This is a genomic window from Kitasatospora sp. NPDC004614 (assembly GCF_042873675.1).
Lineage (GTDB): Bacteria > Actinomycetota > Actinomycetes > Streptomycetales > Streptomycetaceae > Kitasatospora.
Genome location: NZ_JBIALR010000001.1, coordinates 473,358 through 499,619, shown reverse-complemented (window position 1 = coordinate 499,619; position 26,262 = coordinate 473,358). Strand labels below are relative to the sequence as shown.

Here is a 26,262-nt window from a genome sequence, read left to right as displayed (position 1 = left end):
GTTAGCTGCTTTCTGTTTCGGCCTTGGGCGGCAGCGGGTTGTTGAGGGCCGTACGCAGGCGCTGTGCGACCTCGTGCTTGCGAGCCGGATCGGCCAGCCGAGGGAAGACGATGATCGAATCGCCGTCGTAGCGCGGCACGACGTGGACGTGGAAGTGGAAGACGGTCTGGTGAGCGGCCCGGCCGGTGGCGTGGACCAGGTTGATACCAGAGGCGCCGCAGGAGTCCCGCAGGGCGTTCGCCACCTGCTTCGCGGTCGCCATGACGTGCTGAAACAACTTTTCGGGGATGTCGAACAGGTCCTGGAAGTGCTGCTTTGGAACGACGAGGACGTGCCCGTAGGTCGCTGGGAGGTGGTCCAGGAAGCACAAGGTGTCCGGCGTCTCGGCTATGACGTGGGCCTCCGCCTCGCCGCGGCCGATGCCGCAGAAGACGCAGGAGGACTCCGCGTTGCCGACCAGATCTTGTGCCGCGTATCGGGACAACCACCGGGGATCGAAGCTCAAGGACACGATGTAAGTAGCCCTTCTCTGGGGGCGCTGCCTGCGAGCCGGAGTGCCAGGCGGGCATGGCGACATGGCCCGTGGGCGATCGGTGCGTCGGGGCGGTGCCCGGATGGTGGGCTGGTCGGCGGCTGATCCTCTGTGGGGGGAACATGTCGAAGAAGTGCCGTCGATCGGCCCGGCTGCGGTGTTCGCCGGGTTACCCCAGCTCAGGTGGAGAAGCGGAAGACGAGGGGGCGGGGCCGCGCGGCCTGGATCCGCTGGCGAAGTTGCTGCGGTTGCGCGGCACTCGGCTGGGCAGCCAGAGTCAGTGTGGCCACGACCCGCTTGCCGTGGTCGGTTGCTTGCGAGGTCCAGCAGCCGGCCGTGAGGTGATCGACGATGAACAGGCCGCGTCCGTGCTCGGCTTCGTCGGCCACGGTCCGGAGTTCGGGGTGGTTGCTGCTTCCGTCGAGCACGTCGAGGGTCAGGGCGTGCTCGCTGCGGCTGGCGTACAGGCCGAGTGTGACGGGCTGGCCACCACCGTAGGTGAACGCGTTGGTGAGCAGTTCACTGACCAGCAGGACCACGTCATCGGCCCGGTCGCCCAGTTCGAAGCCCCATAGGCGCAAGGTGGCGATCACGAGCCTACGAGCGAAGCCCACCGCACCGTCGAACGGTGTGAGCGGCCAAACCGCTCGCAGGATGTCGTCGTTGGTCATGACTCCTCCAGCTGTTGGTCCTCGGCGGTGCCGGTGGGCTGCTCGAGGTCGTCGGCATCGGGCCATGCCTGCCAGTCGCTGTGCTCGTGCCGGGCTCTGACCTCTCGTACACGGTCGCCGCGGCTGCGCTTGGGCAAGGGTGGGAAGGTCGGGACGGGGTCACGGCCTCGGCTGCGCGGACGGAGCAGAAGGATGCGGATGCCGGCCTCGGTGAGCCCCGTGCTGCGGGCGGTGGCGAGGGTTCGCGGGCCGAGGTGCGAGGCGGCGGGCAGGACCACGCCGTACGTGTCGGGGAGGGCCAGGACATCGAGCAGACCGGTGAAGGCGGCGGAGCGCTCGCCCTGGGCCGGTGCCGTACGCTCGACGAACACGGCGCCGAGCAGCAGCTCGTGCTGGCCGCAGTACTCGGCGAGCGCCGCCGTGAGCGCGCCGTCGCGTCCGGCGGGTGCCTTGACCAGGTGCAGGAACCCGTAGACGACGGGGCTGTTGAGGGAGCGGTGCTCGGTCAGCGGTTCCATGGGCAGACCGTCCTTCACCGTGGGAAACGGGTTGTTAGGGATGCCTTGAGCGTGCCGCCGAACTGGTCCTCGCGGGAATGACCACCTGTTGCACTTTCGCTGCACTTCTGGCCCACCGGCTGCGTCTGCGGTGCTTCGATGTGTGCGAAGGGAGGCAACGACATGGCGACGGTGCACCGTTGGACTGGGCTTGAGGCCGCTGCTCTGCGCGCCGCCTTACGGATGAGCGTTCGGGGCTTCGCCGAGCACCTGGGCGTCGCTCCTCGCACGGTCGCCAAGTGGGAGAAGCACCGCGCCAAGACCGAGCCCTACCCCGACAACCAGGCCATCCTCGACACGGTGCTCGCTCGGGCCGAGCCAGCTGTCCACATGCGCTTCGAGGTGCTTCTCTCCGAGGCCGGCCAGGCCACGGGCCATCCGCCTCGGATCACGGCAGCCGGGCCGCGCCTGTGGGAGTACGAGACCTGGGCCGAAGACCTGGAACGCTCCGTCGTGGCGCTCAACCGGCAGAACTTCGGCTTCGCCCACAGCCTGCTCTCCCGTTGGAGCACCCGCTGGCCGGTCGATGAACTGGACGACCGCGGGCTGTACCTGCTCGGCCGCAGCACCGTCCTGGAGGCCGACCTTTACCGCGACCAAGGCGTGCTCATCGGCCCGATGTCCGCGCAGCACGCCTACGCCAAGGCCCGTCAGATCTTCACCCAGCTCGACGTTCCGCGCCGAATCGCACAGATCGAACTGTCGCAGGCGGTCGTGGCCGAGATGTCCGGCAAGCTGGACGCCGCAGCCCGCCGCTACGAGGCCCTCGCCCTCGACGAGCGACTCTCGCGCCGCGACCGCGCCCGCGCCCGGCTCTGGGTCGGGACCGCGCTCAGCAAGGACGGCAACCAGGACTTCGCGGCCCGGGTCATGCTCGCCGCAAGTCGCGACTTCGAGGATCTCAGCGAGCCCGACGACTGGTCCGTCGCCCAACAGAAGCTGGCCCTGGCGTACCGCGGCTCCGGCGACCTGACCCGCGCCCTGCAGTTCATCGACACCGCCCGCGCCACCGGTACGACCGACACCCCGATGCAGCGCGTGCGCCTGGACACCGCGCACGGGCACATCCTGCTCTCCGATCCGGCGACCGTAGATGATGGTCTCCATGTCCTCGACCAAGCGGCGGCAGTGGCGGCTCAGTTCAGCCTCAGCCACCAACTCCGCTCTATCGAAGGCATTAAGACCCTCATTCCGTGGGCTGCCCAGCCCCCGGCCACGGTGACCAGGGAGAGCGCGTGACGTACGACGACAAGCCCGGCCTGACCGACCACCAGCGCGAGGCTGCCCAGCTGATCTGGGACTACCACCAGATGCACCACCAGCTCCGACCCTGCGACGCGGCCATCGCCCTGGGCAGCCACGACCTGGGCGTGCCCGCCTACAGCGCCGAGTTGTTCCGCGCCGGCCTCTTCCCGATTCTGGTCTTCTCCGGCGGTCCAAACCCCACCGCCCCCGAACGCTTCCCGCGCGGCGAGGCGGTCCACTTCCGCGAGCACGCCGTCGACCTCGGCGTATCGGCCGACGAGATCCTCATCGAGCCGAACGCCACCAACACCGGCCAGAACATCACCCTCTCCCGCCAGGTCATGGCCGAGGCCGGCATCCGCCCGAGCACGCTGATGCTGATCGCCATGCCGTACATGGAACGACGCGCGTACGCCACCACCCGCAAGGTCTGGCCCGAGATCGAGATCGTGTGCGCCTCCCAGCCGATCGACTTCGACGACTACCTCAAGGGCATGGGCGACGAACGCAAGGTCGCCGAGATGCTCGTCGGGGACCTGCAGCGGGTGATCGAGTATCCGAAGCTCGGCTTCGCCGTCGAGCAGGAAGTCCCGGGGGACGTGCATGACGCCTACCAAGCTCTTGTCCGAGACGGCTTCACCAGCCGCCTCCTCAACTGACCCTCCCCCTCGGCCGGGCGGGGTCTGCGCGATCCACCAGCCCAACTTCCTGCCCCGGCTCAGCACCCTTGCCAAGATCTTCGCGGCGGACTACTGGATCGTCCTCGACGACGTCCAGTTCGCCCGCCGCGACTACCAGCACCGCGCCCGCATCGCCCCACTCGACCGCCCCGGCCAGCAGCACTGGCTGAGCCTGGCCACCCATCTCCCCAACGGCCGCGCCACCTTGATCCGCGACGCCCAACTGATCAACCAGCAGCGCAGCCGTGACCAGACCGCACAGGCGATCCGCCACTGCTACCGGCGCAGCCGTCACTGGCGGCACGTCAATGATGTCCTGGAGCGCGTACTTACGGCGTTCGCCAGCTCCGACCGCACCTCGTTCGTGGCGGAGAACTCCACCAGGGTCCTCCTCGACCTACTGGGCTGGCACGGCCGGATCATCCGCAGCAGTCAGCTCCCAACCCGCCGCGAGCGTTCGCAGCGGCTCGCTGATCTCGCAACAGTCACGGGCGCGACCACGTACCTCTGCGGCTCAGGCGGACTCCGGTACCTCGATCACGGCCCGTTCAACGCTGCCAGCGTGCTGGTCGAACCGTTCCTCACACCTTCCGGGGGTCCTTGGAGCGGCAGCCGCCGAATGTCAGCACTGCACACGCTCGCTGCGCTAGGAACGGTTGGCTTCGCGGAAGCGCTCGCCAAGGCTGCCCGGCGACCGGCAGATCAGGAGCGAAGAGGTGGGATTGTTCCCGCCTCTTGCCCCTGACCTGCCGGAGCCCGAAGGGCAACATCACCTCGCCCGGTCTCATTCGCAAGACGCTCGGCAGCCGGGATGGTCCCCGGCCGCCGGGGACGGCCTGCCCGCTGTCGTCGGCGGCCGGCCTACCGTGTTCGCCTGCCGGGTCCAAGTACCCAATGCGGTAGGCGACTTGGGCGGCGCCTCCGGGCCGGGTTACACGCCGGTGGTGCCGTCGATGCGTTCGCGGAGGAGGTCGGCGTGGCCGTTGTGGCGGGCGTACTCCTCGATCATGTGGACGTAGATCCAGCGGAGGCTGACGTCCTGATCCATGAAGCGGCCGGTGTCCGTGAGAGCGCGGGCGGCGCAGAGCTCGCGGGTGCGGGCGATCTCCGCACGCCAGGTGGCGAGGGCGTCGGCCAGGGTGGCGCCTTCGGCGAGGTCGAAGCCGCCGTCGGGGCCGTCGGGGTCGGCCTCCGGGTCGTAGATGGGCGGGGCCTGTTCTCCGGCGAGGACTCGGCGGAACCAGTTCCGTTCCACCTCTGCCATGTGCTGGACGAGTCCGATCAGGGTGAAGTTGGACGGTGGCACTGATGTGGCGGCCGCCTGCTCGTCGTTCAGGCCCTCGCATTTCATGACGAGTGTCACGCGGTGGAACTCGAGCCAGCTTTCGAGCGTGGTGCGCTCGTCGGCGTTCAGGGGCGGCAGCAGACGTTCGATGGTGTTCATCGGCCGACTATCGCGAGAGGTCGAGGACCTCGGCCAGTCCCGCGGTGGCGAAGGCGGCCACGAGCGGTTCGCGGCCCTCCGTGAAGTGGGCCCAGCTGTCGAAGTGGACGGGGACGACGCGGCGGGCGCCCAGGAGGCGGGCGGCTTCGGCGGCGTGGGTGCTGTCGAGGGTGAGGAGGGCGTTGTCGAACAGGCCGGTGCGGGCCGCGCCGGCGAAGAGGACGGCGGTGTCGACGGGGGCGTAGCGCTGGGCGATCCGTTCGACGACGTCGAGGGAGGCGTTGTCGCCGGAGACGTAGACGACGGGCAGGCCGGGGCCGGTGAGGACGAAGCCGATGACCTCGCCGGTGACTGGCTCGCAGCCGTCGGGGCCGTGCTGGGCGGGGACGGCGGCGATGGTCACGGGAAGGCCGTCACGGCCGGTCAACTCGACGCTCTGCCAAGGGGCGAGGCCCTTCGCGGTGCCGCCGAGGCGCTCCGCGCCGCCGCGGGTGGTGAGGGTGAGGGGGACGCCGTCGAGGAACTTGCGACCGCTGTGGTCGAGGTTGTCGGGGTGTTCGTCGTGGGAGAGCAGGACGGCGTCGATCGGGCCGAGGGTGGCGGGGTCGGCGGTGCCGGGGTGGGTCTTGACCAGGGCGCCGCCGCGCGGGAGCGGGTATTCGCCGGGGGCGTCGAAGGTGGGGTCGGTGAGCAGGCGCAGGCCGCCGTACTCGATGAGCGCGGTGGGGCCTCCGAAGACCTGGACGGCGGGGACAGCAGCCATGACACACCTCACGGGAGAGAAAGCGGTTTACCGTGAGAGGAATCTAACGGGCCATCACGGCAACCCGCAAGCTTTTCCGTGAGAATGGACGGCGAGAGCACTCCTCACCTGCGGGGAAGGCCTCTACGATGAGGGTCATGAGCCAGCGCACCGACACCAACTCCCCCGCCCCGGGCGCCGAGCAGTACCCGGCGCTGGACTTCGCCAACTCGCTGCTCAGCCTGCCTGCCGGCCCGCTCGACCTGCTCGGCTCACCGGAGGCGGCCACCGCCTGGCTGATCGACCACGAGCTCGCCCCGACCGGCGGCCGGATATACCGGTTCTGCACCGACCGACTGCATGAACTACGCGCAGCGGTAAGGGAGTTGATCGAAGCCCGCACCACGGGGCAGCCGGCGCCGGCAAAAGCACTCACCACAGTCAACGCCGCCCTCACCACCACCCCGTCCACCCCACTGCTGCACTGGGACCCCGAACGGGGACTGCACCGTGCCCTCCCGCACCCGGCCGACCGGATCGCCGACCACGCGATGGCCCAACTCGCCGCCGACGCCGCCGAGTTGCTCACCGGCCCGGACGCCGACCGGCTGGCGGCCTGCGGCGGCACCCCGTGCAGCAGGTTCTACGTCCGCACCCACGCCTCCCGGCACTGGTGCTCGACCCGCTGCGGCGACCGCGTCCGCGCCGCCCGCGCCTACGCCAAGAAGCGCGCCACGAGCAAGAGTTGACGGACGGACAAAAAACGAACCCCGCCCGGCCACGAAGGCCGAACGGGGTCCGCGGAACTACCGGAGCGCGTGCGTCAGACGGCCGACCGGGGGAAGGTCGGGTACTCGACGCCGGAGACGTGCTGGACGACCCGGACGACCTGGCAGGAGTAGCCGAACTCGTTGTCGTACCACAGGTAGAGGATCGCGTTGTCGCCCTCGACCTTGGTCGCGCCCGCGTCCACGATGGAGGCGTGGCGGGAGCCGATGAAGTCGCTGGAGACCGCGTCGGGCGAGTCGATGAAGTCGATCTGCCGCTTCAGCGGGGAGGTCAGCGACACCTCGCGCAGGTGGTCGAGAACGTCCTCGCGGGTGGTCTCGCGGGCCAGCTGCAGGTTGAGGATGGCGATCGAGACGTCCGGCACGGGAACGCGGATCGAGCTGCCGGTGATCTTCGCCTTGAGGTCCGGCAGGGCCTTCGCGACGGCGGAGGCGGCACCGGTCTCGGTGATGACCATGTTGAGCGGCGCGGAACGGCCGCGACGGTCGGCCTTGTGGTAGTTGTCCAGCAGGTTCTGGTCGTTGGTGAACGAGTGGACGGTCTCCACGTGGCCGCGGAGCACGCCGTACTCGTCCTCCATCGCCTTCAGCGGCGGGACGATCGCGTTGGTGGTGCAGGACGCGCAGGAGATGATCTGCTCGTCCGGCTTGATGGTGTCGTGGTTGACACCGTGCACGATGTTCGGGACGTCGCCCTTGCCGGGGGCGGTCAGCACGACCTTGGCGATGCCGGGGCGCAGGTGCTTGGACAGGCCCTCGCGGTCGCGCCAGCGGCCGGTGTTGTCGATCAGGATCGCGTCGTCGATCCCGTAGGCGGTGTAGTCCACCTCGCTGGGGTCGTTCGAGTAGATCACCTGGATCGCGTTGCCGTTGGCGACGATGGTGTTGGTCGCCTCGTCCACGGTGATGGTGCCCTGGAACTGGCCGTGGATCGAGTCGCGCCGCAGCAGCGAGGCGCGCTTGACCAGGTCGTCGGCACCGCCGCTGCGGACCACGATGGCGCGCAGTCGCAGGCCGCCGGCCTTCTCGACCAGCAGGCGGGCCAGCAGGCGGCCGATCCGGCCGAAGCCGTACAGGACCACGTCGCGGGGCGCCTGGCGCTCCAGCTTGTTCTCGCCGGTGGCGCCGGCCACGGCCTCGGCGGTGAACTCCTCGACGCTCAGGCCGCGGTCGTCCGCACGGTACGCGGCGGCCAGCAGGCCCAGGTCGATCTGGGACGGGCCGAGGTCGAGGGCGGTGAGCGCCTGAAGGAACGGGAAGGTCTCGGTGATCGAGAGCTCCTCGCCCGCTATCTGACGGGCGAAGCGGTGGGTCTTCAGGATGCTGACCACCGACTTGTTCACCAGGGAGCGGCTGTGCAGCAGGACGGTGACGTCCCGCTCGCGGTGCAGCCTCCCGATGATCGGGATCATCGACTCCGCGAGCTCCTCGCGGTTCTTCCAGTCCGTGAACACGTCGTCGTTGACAGTCACAATTCAACTTTCGAGGGTAGAGCCAGAGCTAGGCGCCCCCATGCTAGCTTCGGCCGGCCCGTGGGCGGGGGGCGGTCCCCCCGCTGACCAGCGGTGGTACGCCGCGAAGGGCCGCTGCGGACGTGATCGCGACCACACCCGCGACACTCTTCGACCGCTCCGGTGCAGCTCGGTACCGAATCTGACGCCATGTCAGCTCCATTTCGGGCCCGACGGGGCGTGACCAAGCTCACCCACGTCGAATTCATCACCCCGGGGGGTGATGTCTCGTCATTTTCGGCCACTTGGCACCTGTGGATGGAGGAGAGTGGGAGCCCCGGCCGGGCGGCCGCCCGATGCGGGGGTGCAGGTCCGGCCGTCCGAGGCCGGGCCGCCGTGAGGAAGGGACGGCCGTCCATGCCACACCTGGCCTACCAGCGGGCCGCGCTGGTGTTCACCCTGTTCGACGCCAACGACAACGGGGTGCTCGACGCCGAGGACTTCGACCTGATGACCGAGCGCGTCCTGGCCGTCGCCGGCGACTCGTCGGAGGCCGACCGGCAGGCGCTGGCCGACAGCATCAGCAACTACTGGGAGGTGATGGCCAAGACGCTGGACATCGACGGCAACGGCCTGATCACCCCCACCGAGTTCCGCGGCTTCGTCCTCAATCCGGAGTTGTTCGGCGCCACCGCCGCCGTGTTCGCCGACGCGCTGGCCGCGCTCGGTGACCCGAACGGCGACGGCCTGATCGAACGGCCCCGCTTCCTCGCCCTGATGACCGCGATCGGCTTCGACAAGCCCAATATCGAGGCCCTGTTCGACGCCTTCGGCCCGGATGCCACCGACCGGATCACGGTCCGGGTATGGGCCCAGGGCATTCGCGACTACTACTCGCCCGAAAAGGTCGGCATCGCCGGCGACCGCCTGGTCCCGAATCCGCTCTGACCTCTTCCTCCGTTTTTGAAGGAGCCCGTTTTGACCGCACCGCTCATCGCCCTGGCCGTCGGCCACGGCACCGGCCCGGACCTCGCCTCCGTTTTCGAACGGGTGCTCCGCCGGATCACCCGACTGCACGGTGTGGAGGCCGAGTTGGTGCGGTCACCGCGGCTCTACCACTCGTACCTCTCGCTGCGTGCCGAGTACGCCGACACCGCCGAGATCACCCGCATCACCGCGCAGGACGCCGCGCACTACGAGCAGTTCTGCCGCGAGCAGGCGGCGGCCGGCGTCCGGGCCGTGTTCCGCACCGCGATCAACGCCCAGTCGCTGTACTTGGTGCGCCAGCGCCTCGCCGCCGTCAAGGTCGAGCCGCTGGACGCGGCCGGCGCCCGGCTGCTGCTGGTCCGCGACCAGGCCCAGGGCTTCTACACCGGCGAGAACCAGCACACCCCCGGCAAGGTGGTGCGCACCATGGAGTTCAGCCGCGCCGTCACCGAACAGGTGGTGCGCTACGCGGTCCGCCGGGCCCACGACCTGTGGCCGGAGGGGCCCGCGCGGGTGCAGATGGCCTACAAGTTCCACCTGCTGGACGGCGCGCTGGACGACTGGGCGGCCGACCTGTCCGCCGAACTCGGCATCGAGATCACGCTGTTCCAGCCCGACACGGTCAACCGCAATCTGATCACCAACGGCCCGGAGGACCGCACCGTGCTGGTCGCGGGCAACGAATGGGCCGACATCATGCACGTGGTGCTGCTCGACCGGTACGGCTCGGAGCGGCAGGAGAATCGTTGCACCGAGAACGTAAACCTCCACCCGGAGCTGAACGGCCTCACCGAGTACCAGACGGTGCACGGCTCGGCCGACGCGCTGGCCGGCCTCGACGTGGTCAACCCCGTCGCCACCGTCCGGGCCGCCGCCCGGATCGCCGAACGCCACGCGGACTGTCCGGGCGCCGAGGCCGCCGTCGAGGCGGCGCTGGCCGCCGCCCAGGCCCGCGGGGCCCGCACGCCCGACCTCGGCGGCACCGCCGGCACCACCGAGGTGGTGGACGCGGTGCTGGGCGAGCTCCGGGTGGCGTTAAAGCCCTTCGTGCCCGCCGCCAGGTCCGGCTCGGCACGCGTCGCCGCCTCCTCGGGCACCGATCGGGCGGGCGCCCGGTGAGTACCACCGCCACACCGACGGCCCTGGTGGTCGTCGACGTACAGAACGACTTCTGCGCCGGCGAGGTCGCCGCCGCCCGCTTCCCCGGGGATCCGGCCCGCCTGGCCCGGGTCGCCGAGCGCACCGCCACCGCCGTCGACCGGGCCCGCGCGCTCGGCGTCGAGGTGCTGTTCGTCCGCTTCCTCGGCGACGAAGCCCACCAGGGTCCGGCCTGGCAGCGGCGCGACGCGGCGCTCGGCAAGCGCCCCAAGTGCCTGGAGGGCAGCTGGGGCGCCGAGTTCCACGCCGCCCTGCCCCGGCCCGACGAGGCGGTGTTCACCAAGCTCGCCTGCTTCGACGCCTTCCTCGACCCCGCGTTCGAGCCGTACCTGCGCTCCCGCGGCATCCAGCACCTGGTGCTGGCGGGCGTGTTCACCGACGTGTGCGTCGACTCCACGGCCCGCACCGCCTTCCAGCGCGGCTTCCACCTCACCGTGCTCCGCGACTGCACCGCCTCGCTGCACCTCGCCGACCAGGACATCCTGGATTTCATGGCCAAGGTGTACGGCGCCCGGATCACCGACCTCGCGGACGAACGCCCCTTCGTCCTGCCGGAGTTGGCCACCGCTACCGCCCGGGCAGGGCAGTCGTGACCATGAGCGCCACCGTTCTGGACGACCCGGGCGTCACCGCCGGCGTCGGCCGCACCGCACTGCTGGTCGCGCACGCCCGCGCGCTGGAGGCCCGCCGGCCCGACGCGCTGGCCGTCGACCAGTTCGCCGAACACTTCGTCCGCGCCGACCCGGGCTGCGCCGACTGGCCGCGGCACCCGGACGAGATCGCCCCGGGCGACCCGCTGTGGGGCCGGCTGGCGAGCTACTTCGCGCTGCGCACCCGGGTGCTGGACGCCCACCTGATGACGGCCGCCCGGGCCGGGGTGCGCCAGGTGGTGCTGCTCGGCGCGGGCCTGGACTCGCGCGCGCACCGCCTGCCCTGGCCGCCCGGCACCACCGTGTGGGAGCTGGACCGGCCGGAGGTGCTGGCCTTCAAGCAGCGGGTGCTGGACGAGCTGGAGGCCGTCCCGTCGGCCTGCCGCCGCACCGTGCCGGTCGACCTGCGCGGCCCGTGGCCGCAGGCACTGACGGACGCGGGGCTGGATCCGCGGCTGCCGGTCGCCTGGCTCGCCGAAGGGCTGTTCCTGTACCTGCCCGCCGAGGCCGAGCTGCGGGTCGCGGGCACGCTGGACGAGCTCAGCGCGCCGGGCTCCACGCTGGCGTACGAGGTCAAGCTCGGTCTGGAGGCGGCCAAGGTGCGCTCCAGCCCGGTGTACGAGGCCGCCCGGACCAGGATCGGCCTCGATCTGCTGGCGCTGTTCGCACCCGGGCCCCGCCCGGACACCGCGGCGCACCTGCACGCGCTCGGCTGGGCGACCACCGTCCGCACCCCGTTCGACCACGCGGCGGGGCTGGCCCGGGCGCCGCGCCGGGAGCAGAACGACGCGCTGGCCGCCAACCGCTGGATCACCTGCGTCAAGGGGCGTTGACGAACGAACGGGGCCGGGCAGTCGCTGCCCGGCCCCGCCCCGTGCCCGTGGGAAATCAGTACGGCTTGACCAGCACGTGCGCGGCGCCGGGGATGCCGATCTTGAGGAGCTCGTCCTCCTCCGGCGTGGTGGGCGTACCGGTCTCCTGCTTGAGGATGGCCCGGGACAGCGACTGGACGAACATCGCCCGCGGGCGGCGGCGGTCCTCCCAGGCCTGGAGGGCGGCGGCCACGTCCTCGGTGGCGTCCAGCTCCTGGGCGAGCACCAGGGCGTCCTCGACGGCCATCGCGGCGCCCTGCGCCAGGTGCGGGGTGGAGGCGTGCGCGGCGTCGCCGGCCAGCACCACCCGGCCGACGTGCCAGGGCGCGTCCACGGTGACCTGGGAGATCCGCGAGTAGACGACGGTGGACGGGTCGGTGATCTGCGCCAGCGCCTCGGCGACCGGGCCGGAGAAGTCGGCCAGCCGCTCGGTGAGCTGCTCGTGGGCGCGCTCCGGGTCGGGGCGGAAGTCCTCGGCCTCGGCGAACACCGAGCCCAGGTACATCAGCTCGTCGGTGATCGGGGTGAGCAGCGCCTTCGCGGCCAGGTTGCCGGTGCTCATCAGCACGCCCTGCAGGTCGGCCCGCCGGGGCAGGGTGACCCGCCAGTTGGCGAAGCCGGTGTACTCGGGGCGGAAGCGGTCGCCGTACAGGCGGGTGCGCAGCGGGGAGCCGATGCCGTCGAAGCCGACCACCAGGTCGTAGCGGCCGGTGCTGCCGTCGGACAGTGTGACGTCCACGCCCGCGCCGTCGTCGGCGAGTTCGGTGATGGTGGTGCCGAAGTGGACGCGGGCGCCGGCCTCGGTGGCGGCCCGGCCGAGCACCTGGGCGAGCGCGGGGCGGGGTATGCCGTTGTTGGCGGGGGCCTCGTCCATCCGCGGCTGCGGGATCTTCGCGACGGGGTGGCCGGCCGGGTCGCAGATGGTCAGCACCTCCCATTCGAAGCCGACCGCCAGGCAGTCGTCCAGGATGCCGATCTCGCGCATCACGTGCAGGGCGTTGGAGGGCTGGATGATGCCGACGCCGAGCGCGTCGAACTGCTCGCGGAGCTCGGCGACCTCGACGCTGTGGCCGCGGCGGGCGAGTGCGACAGCGAGAGTGAGTCCGCCGATGCCGCCGCCGTGGACGAGGACACGCAGGGGTGTAGCCATGGTCATCTCCAGTGGGTTCGGGGGTTGGGCGGGAGTGGGCGCTGGGGCCCGGAAAGGAAGGTCTCAGCCGACGGGCAGCGCCATCAGGTGGTCGACCAGGGAGAGCAGCACGTCCCGGCCGAAGTTCCGCTCGCGGACGTCGCCGACCAGCATCGGGACGTGCGGGTCGAGGTCGAGCGCGGCCCGGATCTCCTCGTCGGAGCGGGTGTTGACGCCGTGGAAGCAGTTGATCGAGACCACGAACGGGATGCCCCGGCTCTCGAAGAAGTCGATCGAGGCGAAGCTGCTCTCCAGCCGGCGGGTGTCGGCGATGACCACACCGCCGAGCGCGCCGTTGACCAGGTCGTTCCACATGAACCAGAAACGTTCCTGGCCGGGCGTGCCGAACAGGTACACCACCAGCTCGGGGCTGACGGTGATCCGGCCGAAGTCCAGGGCGACGGTGGTGGTGGTCTTCTGGTCGACGCCGGCCAGGTCGTCCACGCCGACGCTGGCGGTGGTGAGGTACTCCTCGGTGCGCAGCGGAGCGACTTCGCTCACGGCGCCGACCAGGGTGGTCTTGCCGACGCCGAAGCCGCCGGCGACCAGGATCTTGACCGCGGCGGCTCCCGCCTGGGTGGTCGTCATCTCACAGTCTCCTCAGTCCCTCACGTACGGCGGCGAGCAGGCCGCGGTCTGCGCCGCCCGAGGCCCGGGCCACCGAAATCGGGGCCCGGGCGGTCAGGAGGCCCTGTTCGACGAGGTCGCCGAGCAGGATCTTGGTCACGGACACCGGCAGGTCGAGGTCGGCGGCGACCTCGGCGACGGCGGCGGGGGTCCGGCACCGGTTGAGGATCAGCCGGTGCTCGGGCTGCAGCCGGCCCGGCCGGACCGGCGCCCCGTGGGCGTCGACCGGCTCGGTCACGGCGGTGAGCAGGGTGATGAGGGTGAAGTCGTCACGCTCGGGCGCGGTGCGGCCGCTGGTGATGGTGTACGGGCGGACCATGCTGTCCGCGCCGTCGTCGTGCTCGTCGTCGTCCCAGTAGGGGCTCACCCGCGCTGCCCGCCCCGGGCGGCGAACGCGTCGAAGTCTCCGCGCTGCGGGGTGCTGAGCTTCTGGCCGACCTGCTGGACCAGGTTGTGCATGGCCAGCGACATGACCTCGGCGTCGACGTCCTGGGACGCGACGACGGCGAGGTGGGTGCCCTGGCCGGCGGCGATCACGAACAGCCACAGGTCGGCGAGTTCGACGATCACCTGGTGGACGGTGCCGCCGGTGAACAGCTGGCCGACGCCGCGGGCCAGGCTCTGCTGGCCGGTGGCGATGGCGGCGAGGCGTTCGGCGTCAGGGCGTTCGATGGTGCGGGAGTGGCTGACCACCAGACCGTCGTCGGAGAGCAGGACGGCGAGCCTCGTCCCGGCCACCGAGTCCACCAGGCCGTCCAGCAGCCAGTCGAGGTCCTGGTGGGTGGAGGTTGTGCGCGTCATGACCGGTCTTCTCTCATCGGGATGGTCGGGGTGTTCCAGGTGTCGCCGGGCTCGGGCCGGCCGTCGGGCTGCGGTGTGGTGTCCGCGTTCGACTTGGCGGCTTCGGCCCGCGCCTCTCTGGACCGCCGCTGGAACGCTCCGACCGCCGCCCCGGCCCGTCGGGGGGCCGGTCGGAACAGCGGGTTCTCGTCCCAGCGCGGCGGAGCGGGGGCGGCCGGCGCGGTGGCCGGGTCGATCCGCAGCTCGTCGACCAGGCTGGCCTGGCGGACGCGGCGCGGCAGCGGCGGCTCGGCGCCCGGCAGTGCCGGCGTGAGCGGCACGTACGGGGCGGGCGCAGCCGGGGTGGGCACAGCAGGGGCGGGTACGGCCGGGGCCGGCGGCGCCGGGGCGGGCCGGTACTGCGCGGGCACCCCGTACGGGGCGGGCGTGGCCGACGCGGGCGGCAGTTCGGCGGGGAAGGGGTGCGCGTGGGCGGCCGGGGCGCGGTCCTCGTCCGGCCCGCCGTACAGCTCGTGCTGCGGGAACGGGTCGGCGGCGGCGTACGGCGCCTCGGTCGGCGGGTACGGCGCGTCGATCGGCGTGATCGGCACGTCGATCGGCGTGATCGGCGTGTACGCGGCCTCGATCGGCGGGTAGGGCGCGTCGACCTGCTGCTGGTAGGGCGCGGCCGGCGGCGTGTACCGGTCGCCGGCCGGCGGGTACGACGACTCCTCGGGAGCCGCGTGCAGCTCCAGCAGCGCGTTCTCCTGGTCGGGCGTCTGCGCGAGCGAGGTCGCGGCGGCCAGCGCCTGGCCGCGGGACCGGGTGGGCAGGCCGCCGGGCTGCGGCGCGGCGACCAGCCTCGGGCGGGCGTCCGGCGCGGGGACGATCAGCTCGTCGGGGACGAGCACCACGACGCGGGTGCCGCCGAACGCGGACTGGCGGAACTCGATCCGCAGGCCGTTCTGGTCGGCGAGCCGGGCTATGACGTAGAAGCCGAGGCGGATGTCGTCGCCGCGGGCCAGCACGTCGGCCTTGGGCGGACGGGTCATCAGCAGGTTCGCTTCGTCGATCTGCTCGTCGTCCATGCCGAGGCCGCGGTCCTCGATCTCGATCGCGACGCCGCGGCTGACCCGGCCGGCCCGGACCTCGACCGGGTTCGGCGGGCGGGAGAAGCTGAGCGCGTTCTCGATCAGTTCGGCGAGCACGTGGGCGACGGCGCCGACGGCGCGTTCGGACACCCAGGGGCTGCCGTCGAGGTCGATGACGACCCGTCGGTAGTCCTGCACCTCGCCCTGGGCGGCACGCATCACGTCCAGCAGCGGGACGGGCTTGCGCCAGCGCCGGTGCGGGGTGCCGCCGGCCATGATGACCAGGTTCTCCTCGTAGCGGCGCAGGCGCGCGGTGAGGTGGTCGAGGTCGAACAGGCCGTCGAGGATCTCGGGGTCCTCGTGCTTGCGTTCCAGCTCGTCGAGCTTCTTCAGCTGCTGACCGATCAGCAGCTGGGTGCGGCGGGCGATGCGCTGCAGCAGCCGCTCGTAGGCGCGGTGCTGTTCGGCCTGGCCGACGGCGGCCTGCAGGGCGCTGGTGCGGGCCAGGTTGAACGCCTCGCCGAGCTTGGCGAGTTCGTCCTCGGTACGGGACCACGGGTCGCGTTCGATCGCGCGGGCGTGTTCCTCGACGTCGATCTGCTCGCCGTTGCCGAGCCGCTCCACCACCTCGGGCAGGGCATTCTCGAGGTCCTCGGCCTGCTTCTGGAGTCCGCCGATCCGGCGGCGCAGCGTGCGGGTGAGGCGCCAGCTGGTGAAGGCGACCGCGACGAGGGCGACCAGGCCCGCCAGGGTGGTGAGGCCCAGACGGATCGCCAGGTTGATGGTGATGCCCTTGGCCGTCTCGACGATGGCCGCGGTGCGGTACTCCATCAGCCCGACGAGTTCCGGGTTGACGGCGTCGATGGACTGGCGCCAGGTGTCCTTGTCGGTGTTGAGCGGGATCCGGCCGTTGCGGTCGGGGCCGACGGGCTTCAGCAGGTCCTGCTCGGCGCGGCCCTTGGCGAGCCAGCCGGGGCTGTTGGTGATCTGCTGCCACATGGCGGCCTGGTCGGCCTCCAGGTTGGGCGCGACCTTGGTGCCGAACTGGAAGCTCTGCTCGGAGATGGCCTGCCGGACCTGCTGGTAGTCCTCGACGCTCAGCGAGCCGGTCGGCCAGCCGCGGGCGAGCAGCGCGTCGGCGCGGGAGATCATCTCCTTGCCCCAGAACAGGTCGACGAGCGGCGCGGAGACGGTGGTGATCCGGCCTTCGTCGACGTGGCTGAGGGCGCCGAACAGTCGCAGGTCGACCGCGATCAGGTCGGTGTAGTAGCTGTACACCGTGGCCTGCTGCTGGTCGCTGCCGCTGTCCACCAGGGCGCGCTGCGCGGGCAGCTGGTTGATCGCGGCGCGGGCCTCCCGGACGGCGTCGCGGACTTCCTGCGGCGCGCTGCCGGCGTCGATGCCGGACAGCTTCTGGAAGGTGTTGACGGCCTCGTCGGTCTTGCCGCGCTGGGTGCGCAGCGCGTCGGTGACCCCGGTGTGCCCGGCGAGGACCTCGGCGCTCAGGCGCCGTTCCTCTTGCAGGTTGTAGTACACGATGTTGGACGGCTGGCCGGCCTTCTCCGCGAGCATGCCCTGGGCTGCCAGTCGCTGGAAGGAGTACAGGAGCTGTCCGCTGGTGACCGCCCACAGAGCGGCCAGTGCCACTGCAGGGACGATGGCCAGCACGAGCAGGGTCGCTCGGAGCGACAGCCGGCCCTTGATCCGCCGAGACGCGCGCGTGCGCAGGACATTCTCCTAGGAGACGAGGCCAGTCGTTCAGAACTGGTCGAATCTGATGAGGACTCTGACGGATGGATCTTAGTATCACCGTATAACGACCCAAAAAGCCGAGGCGGTCCCGCGCCCGCGCGGCACCGCCCATGGTGTCCCAACACCCTCTCCGACCAGGCACGATGAACCGCTCAGGGGCCAACACCCCACCGCACGGCGGCTATTCACCATCGGCCCGCTCCGGCTCGCGCGAACTGCCCGCCCCAGCACCGGAACTGAAGCCCCACCCGGCGCCGGACCGGCCCGGCGAACCATCCGTCAGGGTCGCCGGCCGAGCCGTTCCGGAGTCTAGCGCTCCCTTGACCACTCGAAGCATGGACTCTGTCGGAATTTGTCGGAAACCGCATCTGAACGGTCGGAATCGCCCCGAAGGGTCCGAGAATCGCCCAGAACGATTGATTCCGGTACTCGTTGTCGGGATCTTGACACGGCCTCACCTACCGGCTTGTCGGGTGCCGGCGCCTTGTATCGCCGGTCCGAGTTCGGCGATCAGCCGGCTCGCAGCGCGGGTCCGAGTTCGGCGATCAGCCGGCTCGCAGCGCGGGTCCGAGTTCGGCGATCAGCCGGCGGTAGGTCTCGAACGCGGGCTTGCGGGTGTGGTCGTCGCGCAGCAGGCCGAAACCGTGGAACAGGCTCTCGCCGCGACTGTCGGCGTCCCGCAGCGCGAACAGCGTGTACCCGTCGATGTTCAGCGCCGCCGCCTGCCCGGCCACCGCCCGCACCACCGTCTCCAGCGCCCGGGCCTGCGCCTGCTCCGACCGCCCCGGCCCGGTGGGCCAGCCGTTCTCGCAGATCCGGATCGGCACCGTGGCCGGGATGCCCGCCTTGGGCAGATCGGTGTGCCGGAAACCGTTCAGCACCCAGCCCACCCCGTCCGCCAGCCGCTCCGCCGGGACGGGGCGGAACACGTCCGGGAAGAAGTCCAGCCCCACGTAGTCGAGCGCGTCCAGGAAGCGCCGGTCGGCGAGTTCGCCGAGCGCGTCCCAGAACGGCGCGGCCGGGCCGAACGACGGCACCGCGTTGAAGCCGACCTCGGCGGACAGGCCGAGCTCGCGCACCTCCTCCTTCGCCGCGACCACGCCCGCCACCAGCGCCTCCCGCACCCCCGGAACGCTGCCGTCCAGCACCGGCAGGTCCACGTTCGGCTCCTCGCAGATCTGCACCGAGCCGAGCCGCGCCCCCAGTTCGCGCACCTGCCCGCGCACGAACCGTTCCCACCCGTCCCGGCTGCCGGTCGGCTCGCGGAACTGCAGCACCAGATCGACCTTCCGCGCCCGCTGCCCGCCCAGGTACGCCTCCCAGCTGTCCGGGGTCTGGCCCGGTGCGCTGACGGTGGTCGCGAAGGACCGGTACACCCGGACCAGGAACTCGCCCTCCTCCCCCTGCAGTTCGTCGAGCGCCTCGGCCACCTGCCGCGGGTCGTCCGGGCTGACCGGGTGCACGATCCCCTGCCCGTCACCGAGCAGCGCCCCCGGGTAGATGCCGAACCTGAACTGCCGCTGCCTGTCGTCCATTTGACCCCCTGGCGATATTTTTGGTGTGACACCAATTTTTCAGTGACCCTAGCATGGGGTGCATGGGCCTTCGTGAGACCAAGAAGCAGCAGACCCGGACCGCCATCGCGGACGCCGCGCTTCCGCTGTTCCTCGAACGCGGCTTCGACCAGGTCACCGTCGCCGAGATCGCCCGGCACGTGGGCGTCTCCACCAACACGGTCTTCAACTACTTCGCCACCAAGGAAGACCTGTTCTTCGACCGGCAGCACGAGGTCGAACAGCAGCTGGCCACCGTCGTCCGCGAACGCCCGCCCGGCACCTGCCCCGTCGCCGCCCTCCGCGACGACCTGCGCACCGCCATCGGCCGTGCCGACCTCACCCCCGGCTCCGCCACCTTCCACCGCACCATCGAGGCCAGCCCCGCGCTCCGCGCCCGCGAACGCGAGATCGCCGACCGCGCCGAAACCGCCCTCGCGGCCTCCCTCCCCCCGTCCCCCACCGCCTTCCTCCTGGCCGGCGCCCTCATCGGCGCCCACCGCGCCACCCACCGCGAACTCCGCCACCGCCTCCTGGCCGGCCACCCGCCGCACACCATCGCCACCGACCTCGCGGCAGCCGTCACCACCGCGTTCGACAGCCTCTGCCGCTGCCCGCAGCACCCCTGAACCGGTCCGCTCCCCTGCGCCTCACACCATCACCGCCGCCCGCGACACCAGCTGTCCCTGTCCACAGCACCCTTGGAACCCCCATGACGCGAACCACTCCCCCGCGCCCGCTCGACGTCGAGGCGCTCTTCCCCGAACTGTCCGCCCACCGCGGCACCACCACCCGGCTCCACCCCCGCCCCGGCCGACCCGACCCGACGGCCAGTTCGGTGGGCGGCCCGATGCTGTGGCCCGCCGACGAACCGTGGCCGGTCTGCCACGAGGCACACGGACGCGGACGCGGCCGACGACCCGCCGACATCCACCGCTACCGGCAGGTGCTGGCCACCGCCTGGGCCCGCGAGCAGAACCCGGGCCCGACGGACGAGGAACGCGAACTGCTGGACGAGCTGCGCCGGGAGTACCGGATTCCCGACGCCTCCGAGACCGACCCGCTGCCGATGATCGGCCTCGCGCAGCTGTACCGCCGCGACATCCCCGACCTCCCGGCCGGCCCCGACGATTGCGACCTGCTCCAGGTGTTCTGGTGCCCCTTCACGGCACACGGCGGCAGCCGCTTCGAACTCGCCCTGCACCTGCACTGGCGGCGCTCGCGGGAGGTCGGCCCGGTGCTCGGCCCGCCCCCGCAACCAGCGGTCGTCGGGTCCGACGGGCTGCTTCCCGAACCGTGCGTCCTGCACCCCGAGCAGGTGGCCACCTACCAGTACGCCGGCCTCCTGCCCGAGGATCTGCTCGCCCGCATCGACGCCTGGGAGGAGGCCCTCGAGGCCGAAGCCGAGGATGGCGCCGAACCGCCCTACTACCAGTACGACCTGTCCATCCCGCCCGGCTGGCGCGTCGGCGGCTTCGCCTCCTGGCACGCGACCGACCCGTACCCCATGGACTGCCCGGCCTGCGCCGCACCGATGCGGCTCCTGCTCACCATCGACAGCTACGAATGGGACGGCGGCAGCCGCAGCTGGCAACCCCTGGAGGACCGCCCCGGCCACAACTCCCCCACCGAGATCATCGCCGGCCGCCACAACGAGCTCAACGTCTTCACCTGCCCCAACGACCCTGCCCACCCGACCCGCTGGGCCATTCAGTAGCCCCACCCGCTCCCCCGATCGGGCGGTTTCGCCGCCAAACGCGCCGGACACCCTGCGGGGGAACGGAACTCCCTACCGGGCGAAGGCGGTACGGCGAATTGGAACTCCCCAGCGTGCTCGGCGTGTTCGCACACCCGGACGACGAATCCCTCTCCGCCGGCGGCCTGCTCGCCCGCCACGCGGAGGCCGGCGCCCGGACGGCGGTGGTCACCGCGACGTGGGCGGCGGGTACCCACCGGATTCCCGAACTGGCGTGTGCGCTGGATGAGTTGGGTGCAGGGCCACCCCGACTGCTGGGCTACGCGGACGCGAAGGTCCCGGACTCCGCGCCCGGGCGGGCGCGGCTGCTCGACGCCCAGCTAAATCAGGCGGTGGCCCAACTGGTCGCCCACCTGCGGGAGTTCCGTCCCGAATGGGTGGTCACCCACGACGCGTACGGCAGCCTGACGGGCCACCCCGACCACCGGCACACCCATCGCCTCACCGTCCTCGCCGTCCACGCGGCCGCCCTCCCCGGCCTCCACCCCGAACTGGGCGCCCCCTGGCCGGTCCGCCGCCTCCTGCTGGCCACCCATCCGCACAGCGCCGCAAGGGAGTTGGGCGCCCTGTTGTTGCGTCCCGGCCGCACCGCATACAGCGTCCCGGACGCCACCGTCGAGACCCTCGATGTCACCGCGTGGCTCCCGCGCAAACTCGCCGCCGTCTTCGCCCACCAGTCGGAGGTCACCCGCGGCGCCCTCCCCGGCCGCCTCGCCGCCGCGACGCCGTCCGTCCGCGCCCGGCTGATGCAGACCGAGTGGTACCAGCCGCACCCGCTGCCCAACCTCGCCGCGCCCGCTGGAAGTTGATCGACCTCGCCTGCTAGACAGTCGACATGCGGCACCCGTCCGTCGAAGGAGTCCCGTGTCAGACCTGACCGTCCGCCTCGCCACCACCGCCGACCGCCCCACCCTGGAACGCCTCTGGCTGATGTTCAGCCACGACATGTCGGAGTTCAACGGCCAACTGCCCAACCCCGACGGCACCTTCCGCGACGACCGCCTCCACCAGGCCCTCGCCGACCCCGACTGGGCCCCCTACCTCGTCACGACCGCCGACCACACCCCAGCCGCTTTCGCCTTCGTCCGCGGCCTGACCGCCCCCACCCGCGTCCTCAACACCTTCTTCGTGGCCCGCGGCGCCAGGCGATCGGGCATCGGCCTCCGCGCAGTCCAACAAGTCATCACCAACCACCCGGGCCCCTGGGAAGTCGCCTTCCAGGACACCAACCCCACCGCCGCCCACTTCTGGCGCCGCACCGCCACCACCATCGCGGGCCCCACCTGGACCGAACACCACCGCCCCGTCCCGGGCCGCCCGAACCTGCCGCCGGACACCTGGATCTCCTTCAGCACGACCGCAGAAGCCCCCGCCTGACCATTCCTCCCCCGGCCCCGCACGCCGGAGGCCCGGCTTGCCGCGTGGTGCGGCAGGGGCCGGGCCTCCGGGTGGCGGGGCGTCAGGGCAGGGCCGGTGCCGAGCAGCCGTGGCGTTCGGCGGAGTGCCGGGCGAACGCGGCGAAAGCGTCCCGTGCCGAGGCATCCATCGGTGCGAGGCGGTTCCCCAGGTACACGGCCGTGCCGCCGGGGCACTTCGCGGTCGCCCAGCTGAGGCTTCCGTCGGTCCCCGGCTCGATCGCCCCCTGGTCCGGACCGACTCCGCGCCTGGCCTCGTAGGCGAAGGGAGGGTAGTAGGCGGACAGCCTCAGGCCCACGGTCTTGGGGTCGTCGGGCATCAGGACGGCACATGCCGTTGGCCCGCTGCGCGGTCCGGGCGCCGATCCGGCCCAGCCGGGAGCGCTGCTGTCGTCCACGACCGAGGTCAGCCAAGCGTCCGTCAGCGGGTCGATGACGTTCTTGGCCGGCCCGGCCGGAATGTCGGCCACCGCCACGACGCTCTGCACCACCTTCGCGCTCCAGGGCGCGAACCGGTCCGGGGCTTGACGTGGCACGGACGAGAAGCGAAGGTGAGCGGCACCATCTGACATGTTGTGTGTGAAATAGTACTGATCCACTCGCACGGGAAGGCCGGGCCATGGACCTGGAGCTGCGGCATCTGCGGGTGCTTTGCGCGATCGCGGATACCGGCAGTGTCGGGCGGGCGGCTGCGGCAATCGGCGCTTCGCAGCCGGCGACGAGTACGCAACTGCGGCGGATCGAGCGGCACTTGGGGGCGGTGGTGTTCGAGCGGACGGCGGCCGGCGTGGTGCCGACCACTTTCGGGGCGGAGGTCCTCGCCGCCGCCCGCGAGGTGCTGGCCCGGGTGGACCGGCTGGGGGACGCCGTCGCCGCCAACGGTGAACGGCCGCACCGCGAGTTGCGGGTGGCCGCGGGCTGTCCGGCGCTGCTGCCGGGGACGCTGGCCCGGACGCGGCAACTCCGGCCGGAGATACGGTTCTCGCTCACCACCGGACCCGACGAGCCGTTCGATCTCGCGCTGGCCCTCGACCATCCCGACTCCGGCCTGCGCCCCACGCCGACGCTCGCCGCGCGCGTTCTCGCCACCGAGCCGGTGTTCGTCGCCCTGCCGGCCGCCCACCCGCTCCGGCACCACGCCGAGCCGGCCCTCGCGGATCTGGCCGGCGAGACCTGGCTGCTGCCCGCCGCCGACGGCACCGCGTGGCCGGTATTCGTCCGGGCGGCCTGCGAATCGGCAACGGCGAAGCCCATGGCGGTCAGCCAACTGCCGTACGGGCAGCGGGAGATACAGGATCTGGTGGCGGCGGGGCTGGGTGCGACCCTGGTCCCCGCCAGTACGCCGCCCGCTGCGGGGGTTCTGATCAAGCCGCTGCTCGGCGCGCCGTTGTGGCTGCGGTACGTGCTGCTGTGGCGCCGGGCCGCCCTCGGTCCGGCGCTCGTCGACACCCTGTTCGGGGCGGCCACCGCCGCGTACCGCGAACTCGCTGCCGGGGCACCGCACTTGCACAGTTGGGCGAGCCGGACCTTCCGCCCGCCCCGCACCTGACGACTCCCGGGGGAAGGTCAACACCCAAGAACAACCCTCCGGTGTTATGCCGCCGGAGTGCAATGTCATATGACCTGTGACATTGTTCTGGCCCCCGCCCCGGTGCCACGATGCATGCACCCCACCTCAGCTCCCCATCCCCCACAGGAGAAGCAGTGCGCATATCTCTTCCCGCACTGGCGGCCGGCCTGCTGGCCGGTTGTGCCACGGCGGCCACCCTGCTGCCCGCCCCGGCCTTCGCGGCGACCGGCGGACAGTCGAAGGCCGCCGCCCCGGCCGCATCCGCTGCCAAGAGCGACCGCAACGCCGCCCCCAAGCCGCTCGGCCCGATCGTCGAGGCCGCCCCGGAGACCCACGCCCCGGTCTCGGCCCCGCTGCCCCCGGCGCTGCTCGGACAGGTGGTGATGGGTCAGCCGGCCGGCACCACCGTACAGACCACGCCCCGCCCGGTGAAGAAGGGCGAGAAGCAGAACCAGCCGGCCGGCCTCGCCGCGCAGACCTGCGCGCCCGCCGACTTCGGCAGCCGCTCCGGCGCGGACCTGGTGGCGTTCGTCAAGGGATCGCCCACCAGCTGCATCGGCACGCTGTACAACGTGACGGGCAGCGACGCGGGCGCGATCTTCAAGCAGGCCAACATGCTGACCGTCGCGAACGCCTTCAAGGACCTGGCGGCGACGTACGACGGCACCAACAACGCCAACATCCTCCAGCTGGTGCAGTTCCTGCGGGCCGGCTACTACGTCCAGTCGTACAACTCGGACGCGGTCGGCAACTACGACTCGACGCTGACCGCCGCCACCAAGGCGGGCCTGGACACGTTCCTCTCCGGGCAGCACTGGCAGGACGTCTCGGACGCCAACGGCATCGTGCTGTACGACGTGCTGGTGCTCACCGACAGCGCCAACGTGCAGGCGAACTACCTGAACACGTACAAGCAGGTGCTGAACGGCTACAACAACAGCTACAACGCGTACCCGAAGATGGTCAACGCGGTGAACGCGGTGCTGTTCGCCCCGCTGTGGCGCGCCAACTGGAACACCGACTTCGTCAACGCGCTGAACGCCGACACCAGCCTGGTCACCACGCTCGGCAACTTCACCCTGAACCACAAGGACCTGCTGGGCACCGGCAACTCCTTCCTGGACGTCAACGCGGGCAACGACCTGGCCCGGATGTCCGGCGACAGCACCACCGTCGAGGCCGCGACCCGGCCGCTGATCAAGCAGATCCTCGACTCGACGCCGATCGCCGGCCCGGGCGGCCCGCTGTACGTGCACGCGGCGTTCCAGTCCAACAAGTTCAACTCCGCCCAGTGTTCGACCTTCGGCATCTGCGACCTGCCGAACAAGCTGATCAACGCCGTCCTGCCGAACGTCCTGGTCTGCGACAACAAGACGCTGCGCGCCCAGGCGCTGACGGTCGCCCAGCTCCAGCCCGTGTGCGAGAGCCTGCGCGGCGAGGACGCGTACTTCCACAACCTGGTCAAGGACAACGGCCCGATCCCGGGCCAGTACGGCTCCACCCTGGACCTGCCGGTGTTCGCCAGCGCGGCCGACTACCAGACCTACTCGTGGGCGATCTGGAACAACTCCACCGACAACGGCGGCGTCACCATCATGGATCCCACCGACCCGGCCAACAAGCCGGTGTCGATCATGTACCAGAAGTCGTGGAACGACGACTTCGCGGGCAACGTGTGGAACCTCAACCACGAGTACACCCACTACCTCGACAACATCTACGACATGAAGGGCAACTTCACCACCGAGACGTCCGTCCCGGACATCTGGTGGATCGAAGGCGTCGCCGAGTACGAGTCGTACGGCTACCGGGGTGTGACCGACACCCAGGCGATGACCGAGGCCGCCAAGCACACCTACAAGCTCAGCACGATCTTCCAGAACACCTACTACAACTCCGACTCCACCCGGGTCTACCCGTGGGGCTACCTCGCCGTGCGCTACATGATGGAGAAGCACCCGGCGGACGTCACCAACATGCTCGGCCACTTCCGCACCGGTGACTACCAGGGCGGCTACGCGGTCTACAACGGCCTCGGCACCTCCTACGACGCCGACTTCGACGCCTGGCTGACCCAGTGCGCCGCCGGCGCGTGCTTCGCCACCGGCCCGACCGCGCTGTTCAACCAGTCGGTGAACGGCGCGACGGTCACCCTCACGGACCGCTCGGTGGTCACCAACTCGCCCGCGCAGCTGACCTCCTGGCACTGGACCTTCGGTGACGGCAGCTCCTCCGACGAGCGCAACCCCTCGCACACCTACGCCAAGGCCGGCACCTACACCGTCGCGCTGACCGTCACCGACTCCACCGGCCGCTCCACCTCGACCCCGGCCAGTGTCACCGTCACCACCGGCAGCGGCGGCGGCACCACCCTGCCGACCTGCACCGACCAGCGCACCGACGCGATGGGCCAGAACTGCCAGCGCACCGGCCGCACCCGCACCGCCGGCAGCGTCGACTACCTGTACGTCTACCTGCCCGCCGGCACCAGCACCCTGAAGATCACCACCACCGGCGGCACCGGCACCGCGTACCTGTACTACAACGACGCCACCTGGGCCTCCCCCAGCGCGTACACCGCCTCCTCCACCACCCCGAACAGCACCAGCCAGACCATCACCGTCACCAACCCCTCGGCCGGCTACCGCTACCTGAGCCTGTACGCGGCGACCGACTTCACCAACGTCACCGTCGCCACGCAGTTCTGACCCCCACACCCCCACCTGCCGACGGGCAGTCGCGGCCTCCCTTG

27 protein-coding genes are annotated in these 26,262 nt (G+C 71.1%); 14 read left to right on the top strand and 13 right to left on the bottom strand.

Annotated features, from left to right (window positions below; translation table 11 throughout):
• Position 1: 1 nt before the first annotated feature.
• From ACFYST_RS02150 to ACFYST_RS02140, 3 genes are all read right to left on the bottom strand, one after another.
• Positions 2-484, bottom strand: coding sequence for an HIT family protein (locus ACFYST_RS02150; RefSeq protein WP_387635624.1), 483 nt, complete (start codon positions 482-484; stop codon positions 2-4).
• 227 nt (positions 485-711) lie between these two features.
• A complete protein-coding gene (locus tag ACFYST_RS02145; RefSeq protein WP_387635625.1) occupies positions 712-1,203 on the bottom strand; it encodes an ATP-binding protein in 492 nt (163 codons plus the stop codon).
• Positions 1,200-1,721, bottom strand: coding sequence for a hypothetical protein (locus tag ACFYST_RS02140; protein ID WP_387635627.1), 522 nt, complete (start codon positions 1,719-1,721; stop codon positions 1,200-1,202). The genes ACFYST_RS02145 and ACFYST_RS02140 overlap by 4 nt, the downstream gene beginning before the upstream one ends.
• A gap of 162 nt (positions 1,722-1,883) precedes the next feature.
• On the opposite strand from ACFYST_RS02140, the gene ACFYST_RS02135 reads away from it, so the two are divergent.
• The 3 genes from ACFYST_RS02135 to ACFYST_RS02125 are packed head-to-tail and all read left to right on the top strand — an operon-like array spanning position 1,884 to position 4,430.
• Complete coding sequence (locus ACFYST_RS02135; RefSeq protein ID WP_387635630.1) at positions 1,884-2,999, top strand: hypothetical protein; 1,116 nt, start codon at positions 1,884-1,886, stop codon at positions 2,997-2,999.
• A complete protein-coding gene (locus ACFYST_RS02130) occupies positions 2,996-3,664 on the top strand; it encodes a YdcF family protein (RefSeq protein WP_387635632.1) in 669 nt (222 codons plus the stop codon). The genes ACFYST_RS02135 and ACFYST_RS02130 overlap by 4 nt, the downstream gene beginning before the upstream one ends.
• A complete protein-coding gene (locus ACFYST_RS02125; RefSeq protein WP_387859267.1) occupies positions 3,609-4,430 on the top strand; it encodes a WbqC family protein in 822 nt (273 codons plus the stop codon). Before ACFYST_RS02130 ends, ACFYST_RS02125 begins: the two co-directional genes overlap by 56 nt.
• A 186-nt stretch (positions 4,431-4,616) precedes the next feature.
• On the opposite strand, the gene ACFYST_RS02120 is transcribed toward ACFYST_RS02125, so the two are convergent.
• Both ACFYST_RS02120 and ACFYST_RS02115 read right to left on the bottom strand, forming a co-directional pair.
• Entirely contained in the window at positions 4,617-5,129 is a 513-nt protein-coding gene (locus ACFYST_RS02120; RefSeq protein WP_387635637.1) for a DinB family protein, read from the bottom strand.
• Positions 5,130-5,136: 7 nt separating this feature from the next.
• Positions 5,137-5,892, bottom strand: a complete 756-nt coding sequence (locus tag ACFYST_RS02115) for an MBL fold metallo-hydrolase (protein ID WP_387859265.1) — start codon at positions 5,890-5,892, stop codon at positions 5,137-5,139.
• Between the two features lie 128 nt (positions 5,893-6,020).
• Between ACFYST_RS02115 and ACFYST_RS02110 the strand changes: the two genes are divergently transcribed.
• Positions 6,021-6,620: a CGNR zinc finger domain-containing protein gene (locus ACFYST_RS02110; RefSeq protein WP_387635642.1), complete on the top strand. Its 600-nt coding sequence runs from the start codon at positions 6,021-6,023 to the stop codon at positions 6,618-6,620.
• Between the two features lie 74 nt (positions 6,621-6,694).
• Here ACFYST_RS02110 and ACFYST_RS02105 read toward each other — a convergent pair whose 3' ends face one another.
• Positions 6,695-8,131: a glyceraldehyde-3-phosphate dehydrogenase gene (locus ACFYST_RS02105; RefSeq protein WP_387635645.1), complete on the bottom strand. Its 1,437-nt coding sequence runs from the start codon at positions 8,129-8,131 to the stop codon at positions 6,695-6,697.
• A gap of 396 nt (positions 8,132-8,527) precedes the next feature.
• On the opposite strand from ACFYST_RS02105, the gene ACFYST_RS02100 reads away from it, so the two are divergent.
• From ACFYST_RS02100 to ACFYST_RS02085, 4 genes are read left to right on the top strand one after another with little or no spacing between them, the layout of a single operon-like run.
• A complete protein-coding gene (locus ACFYST_RS02100; protein WP_387635648.1) occupies positions 8,528-9,058 on the top strand; it encodes an EF-hand domain-containing protein in 531 nt (176 codons plus the stop codon).
• Between the two features lie 30 nt (positions 9,059-9,088).
• The gene (locus ACFYST_RS02095; RefSeq protein WP_387635650.1) at positions 9,089-10,216 is read left to right on the top strand and encodes an isocitrate/isopropylmalate family dehydrogenase; all 1,128 of its coding nucleotides are present in this window, start codon (positions 9,089-9,091) and stop codon (positions 10,214-10,216) included.
• Entirely contained in the window at positions 10,213-10,848 is a 636-nt protein-coding gene (locus ACFYST_RS02090) for a cysteine hydrolase family protein (protein ID WP_387859263.1), read from the top strand. The genes ACFYST_RS02095 and ACFYST_RS02090 overlap by 4 nt, the downstream gene beginning before the upstream one ends.
• 2 nt (positions 10,849-10,850) lie before the next feature.
• Entirely contained in the window at positions 10,851-11,738 is an 888-nt protein-coding gene (locus tag ACFYST_RS02085; RefSeq protein ID WP_387859261.1) for an SAM-dependent methyltransferase, read from the top strand.
• A gap of 55 nt (positions 11,739-11,793) precedes the next feature.
• Here the strand turns inward: ACFYST_RS02085 and ACFYST_RS02080 are convergent, their stop codons facing one another.
• From ACFYST_RS02080 to ACFYST_RS02055, 6 genes are all read right to left on the bottom strand, one after another.
• On the bottom strand, positions 11,794-12,927 hold the full coding sequence (locus ACFYST_RS02080) for an FAD-dependent monooxygenase (protein ID WP_387859260.1): 1,134 nt from the start codon (positions 12,925-12,927) through the stop codon (positions 11,794-11,796).
• A 63-nt stretch (positions 12,928-12,990) separates the two neighbouring features.
• A complete protein-coding gene (locus ACFYST_RS02075) occupies positions 12,991-13,554 on the bottom strand; it encodes an ATP/GTP-binding protein (protein WP_387635658.1) in 564 nt (187 codons plus the stop codon).
• 1 nt (position 13,555) lies between these two features.
• On the bottom strand, positions 13,556-13,912 hold the full coding sequence (locus tag ACFYST_RS02070) for a DUF742 domain-containing protein (protein WP_387636844.1): 357 nt from the start codon (positions 13,910-13,912) through the stop codon (positions 13,556-13,558).
• Between the two features lie 44 nt (positions 13,913-13,956).
• A complete protein-coding gene (locus tag ACFYST_RS02065; protein WP_387635661.1) occupies positions 13,957-14,394 on the bottom strand; it encodes a roadblock/LC7 domain-containing protein in 438 nt (145 codons plus the stop codon).
• A complete protein-coding gene (locus ACFYST_RS02060; RefSeq protein WP_387859259.1) occupies positions 14,391-17,111 on the bottom strand; it encodes a nitrate- and nitrite sensing domain-containing protein in 2,721 nt (906 codons plus the stop codon). Before ACFYST_RS02060 ends, ACFYST_RS02065 begins: the two co-directional genes overlap by 4 nt.
• A 650-nt stretch (positions 17,112-17,761) precedes the next feature.
• Entirely contained in the window at positions 17,762-18,751 is a 990-nt protein-coding gene (locus tag ACFYST_RS02055; RefSeq protein ID WP_387859257.1) for a hypothetical protein, read from the bottom strand.
• A 62-nt stretch (positions 18,752-18,813) separates the two neighbouring features.
• On the opposite strand from ACFYST_RS02055, the gene ACFYST_RS02050 reads away from it, so the two are divergent.
• From ACFYST_RS02050 to ACFYST_RS02035, 4 genes are all read left to right on the top strand, one after another.
• Positions 18,814-19,398, top strand: coding sequence for a TetR/AcrR family transcriptional regulator (locus ACFYST_RS02050; protein WP_387859256.1), 585 nt, complete (start codon positions 18,814-18,816; stop codon positions 19,396-19,398).
• Positions 19,399-19,481: 83 nt separating this feature from the next.
• Positions 19,482-20,486, top strand: a complete 1,005-nt coding sequence (locus ACFYST_RS02045) for a hypothetical protein (protein WP_387859255.1) — start codon at positions 19,482-19,484, stop codon at positions 20,484-20,486.
• Between the two features lie 98 nt (positions 20,487-20,584).
• Positions 20,585-21,334, top strand: coding sequence for a PIG-L deacetylase family protein (locus tag ACFYST_RS02040; RefSeq protein WP_387859253.1), 750 nt, complete (start codon positions 20,585-20,587; stop codon positions 21,332-21,334).
• 55 nt (positions 21,335-21,389) lie between these two features.
• Positions 21,390-21,902, top strand: a complete 513-nt coding sequence (locus ACFYST_RS02035; protein WP_387859252.1) for a GNAT family N-acetyltransferase — start codon at positions 21,390-21,392, stop codon at positions 21,900-21,902.
• A gap of 82 nt (positions 21,903-21,984) precedes the next feature.
• Here the strand turns inward: ACFYST_RS02035 and ACFYST_RS02030 are convergent, their stop codons facing one another.
• Positions 21,985-22,476, bottom strand: a complete 492-nt coding sequence (locus tag ACFYST_RS02030; protein WP_387859250.1) for a hypothetical protein — start codon at positions 22,474-22,476, stop codon at positions 21,985-21,987.
• 83 nt (positions 22,477-22,559) lie between these two features.
• Here ACFYST_RS02030 and ACFYST_RS02025 point away from each other — a divergent pair, with 83 nt between their 5' ends.
• Together ACFYST_RS02025 and ACFYST_RS02020 are read left to right on the top strand one after the other, a co-directional pair.
• A complete protein-coding gene (locus ACFYST_RS02025; protein WP_387859248.1) occupies positions 22,560-23,489 on the top strand; it encodes a LysR family transcriptional regulator in 930 nt (309 codons plus the stop codon).
• Between the two features lie 155 nt (positions 23,490-23,644).
• Entirely contained in the window at positions 23,645-26,218 is a 2,574-nt protein-coding gene (locus tag ACFYST_RS02020; protein ID WP_387859246.1) for a collagenase, read from the top strand.
• The last annotated feature ends 44 nt before the right edge of the window (positions 26,219-26,262 follow it).

Coding starts and splice junctions, on each gene's coding strand:
- ACFYST_RS02120 (WP_387635637.1), bottom strand. CDS start 5,129: ATGAACACCATCGAACGTCTGCTGCCGCCCCTGAACGCCGACGAGCGC.
- ACFYST_RS02055 (WP_387859257.1), bottom strand. CDS start 18,751: ATGGACGACAGGCAGCGGCAGTTCAGGTTCGGCATCTACCCGGGGGCG.
- ACFYST_RS02140 (WP_387635627.1), bottom strand. CDS start 1,721: ATGGAACCGCTGACCGAGCACCGCTCCCTCAACAGCCCCGTCGTCTAC.
- ACFYST_RS02050 (WP_387859256.1), top strand. CDS start 18,814: ATGGGCCTTCGTGAGACCAAGAAGCAGCAGACCCGGACCGCCATCGCG.
- ACFYST_RS02065 (WP_387635661.1), bottom strand. CDS start 14,394: ATGACGCGCACAACCTCCACCCACCAGGACCTCGACTGGCTGCTGGAC.
- ACFYST_RS02075 (WP_387635658.1), bottom strand. CDS start 13,554: ATGACGACCACCCAGGCGGGAGCCGCCGCGGTCAAGATCCTGGTCGCC.
- ACFYST_RS02080 (WP_387859260.1), bottom strand. CDS start 12,927: ATGGCTACACCCCTGCGTGTCCTCGTCCACGGCGGCGGCATCGGCGGA.
- ACFYST_RS02125 (WP_387859267.1), top strand. CDS start 3,609: ATGACGCCTACCAAGCTCTTGTCCGAGACGGCTTCACCAGCCGCCTCC.
- ACFYST_RS02025 (WP_387859248.1), top strand. CDS start 22,560: ATGGACCTGGAGCTGCGGCATCTGCGGGTGCTTTGCGCGATCGCGGAT.
- ACFYST_RS02110 (WP_387635642.1), top strand. CDS start 6,021: ATGAGGGTCATGAGCCAGCGCACCGACACCAACTCCCCCGCCCCGGGC.
- ACFYST_RS02100 (WP_387635648.1), top strand. CDS start 8,528: ATGCCACACCTGGCCTACCAGCGGGCCGCGCTGGTGTTCACCCTGTTC.
- ACFYST_RS02115 (WP_387859265.1), bottom strand. CDS start 5,892: ATGGCTGCTGTCCCCGCCGTCCAGGTCTTCGGAGGCCCCACCGCGCTC.
- ACFYST_RS02070 (WP_387636844.1), bottom strand. CDS start 13,912: ATGGTCCGCCCGTACACCATCACCAGCGGCCGCACCGCGCCCGAGCGT.
- ACFYST_RS02145 (WP_387635625.1), bottom strand. CDS start 1,203: ATGACCAACGACGACATCCTGCGAGCGGTTTGGCCGCTCACACCGTTC.
- ACFYST_RS02135 (WP_387635630.1), top strand. CDS start 1,884: ATGGCGACGGTGCACCGTTGGACTGGGCTTGAGGCCGCTGCTCTGCGC.
- ACFYST_RS02045 (WP_387859255.1), top strand. CDS start 19,482: ATGACGCGAACCACTCCCCCGCGCCCGCTCGACGTCGAGGCGCTCTTC.
- ACFYST_RS02085 (WP_387859261.1), top strand. CDS start 10,851: ATGAGCGCCACCGTTCTGGACGACCCGGGCGTCACCGCCGGCGTCGGC.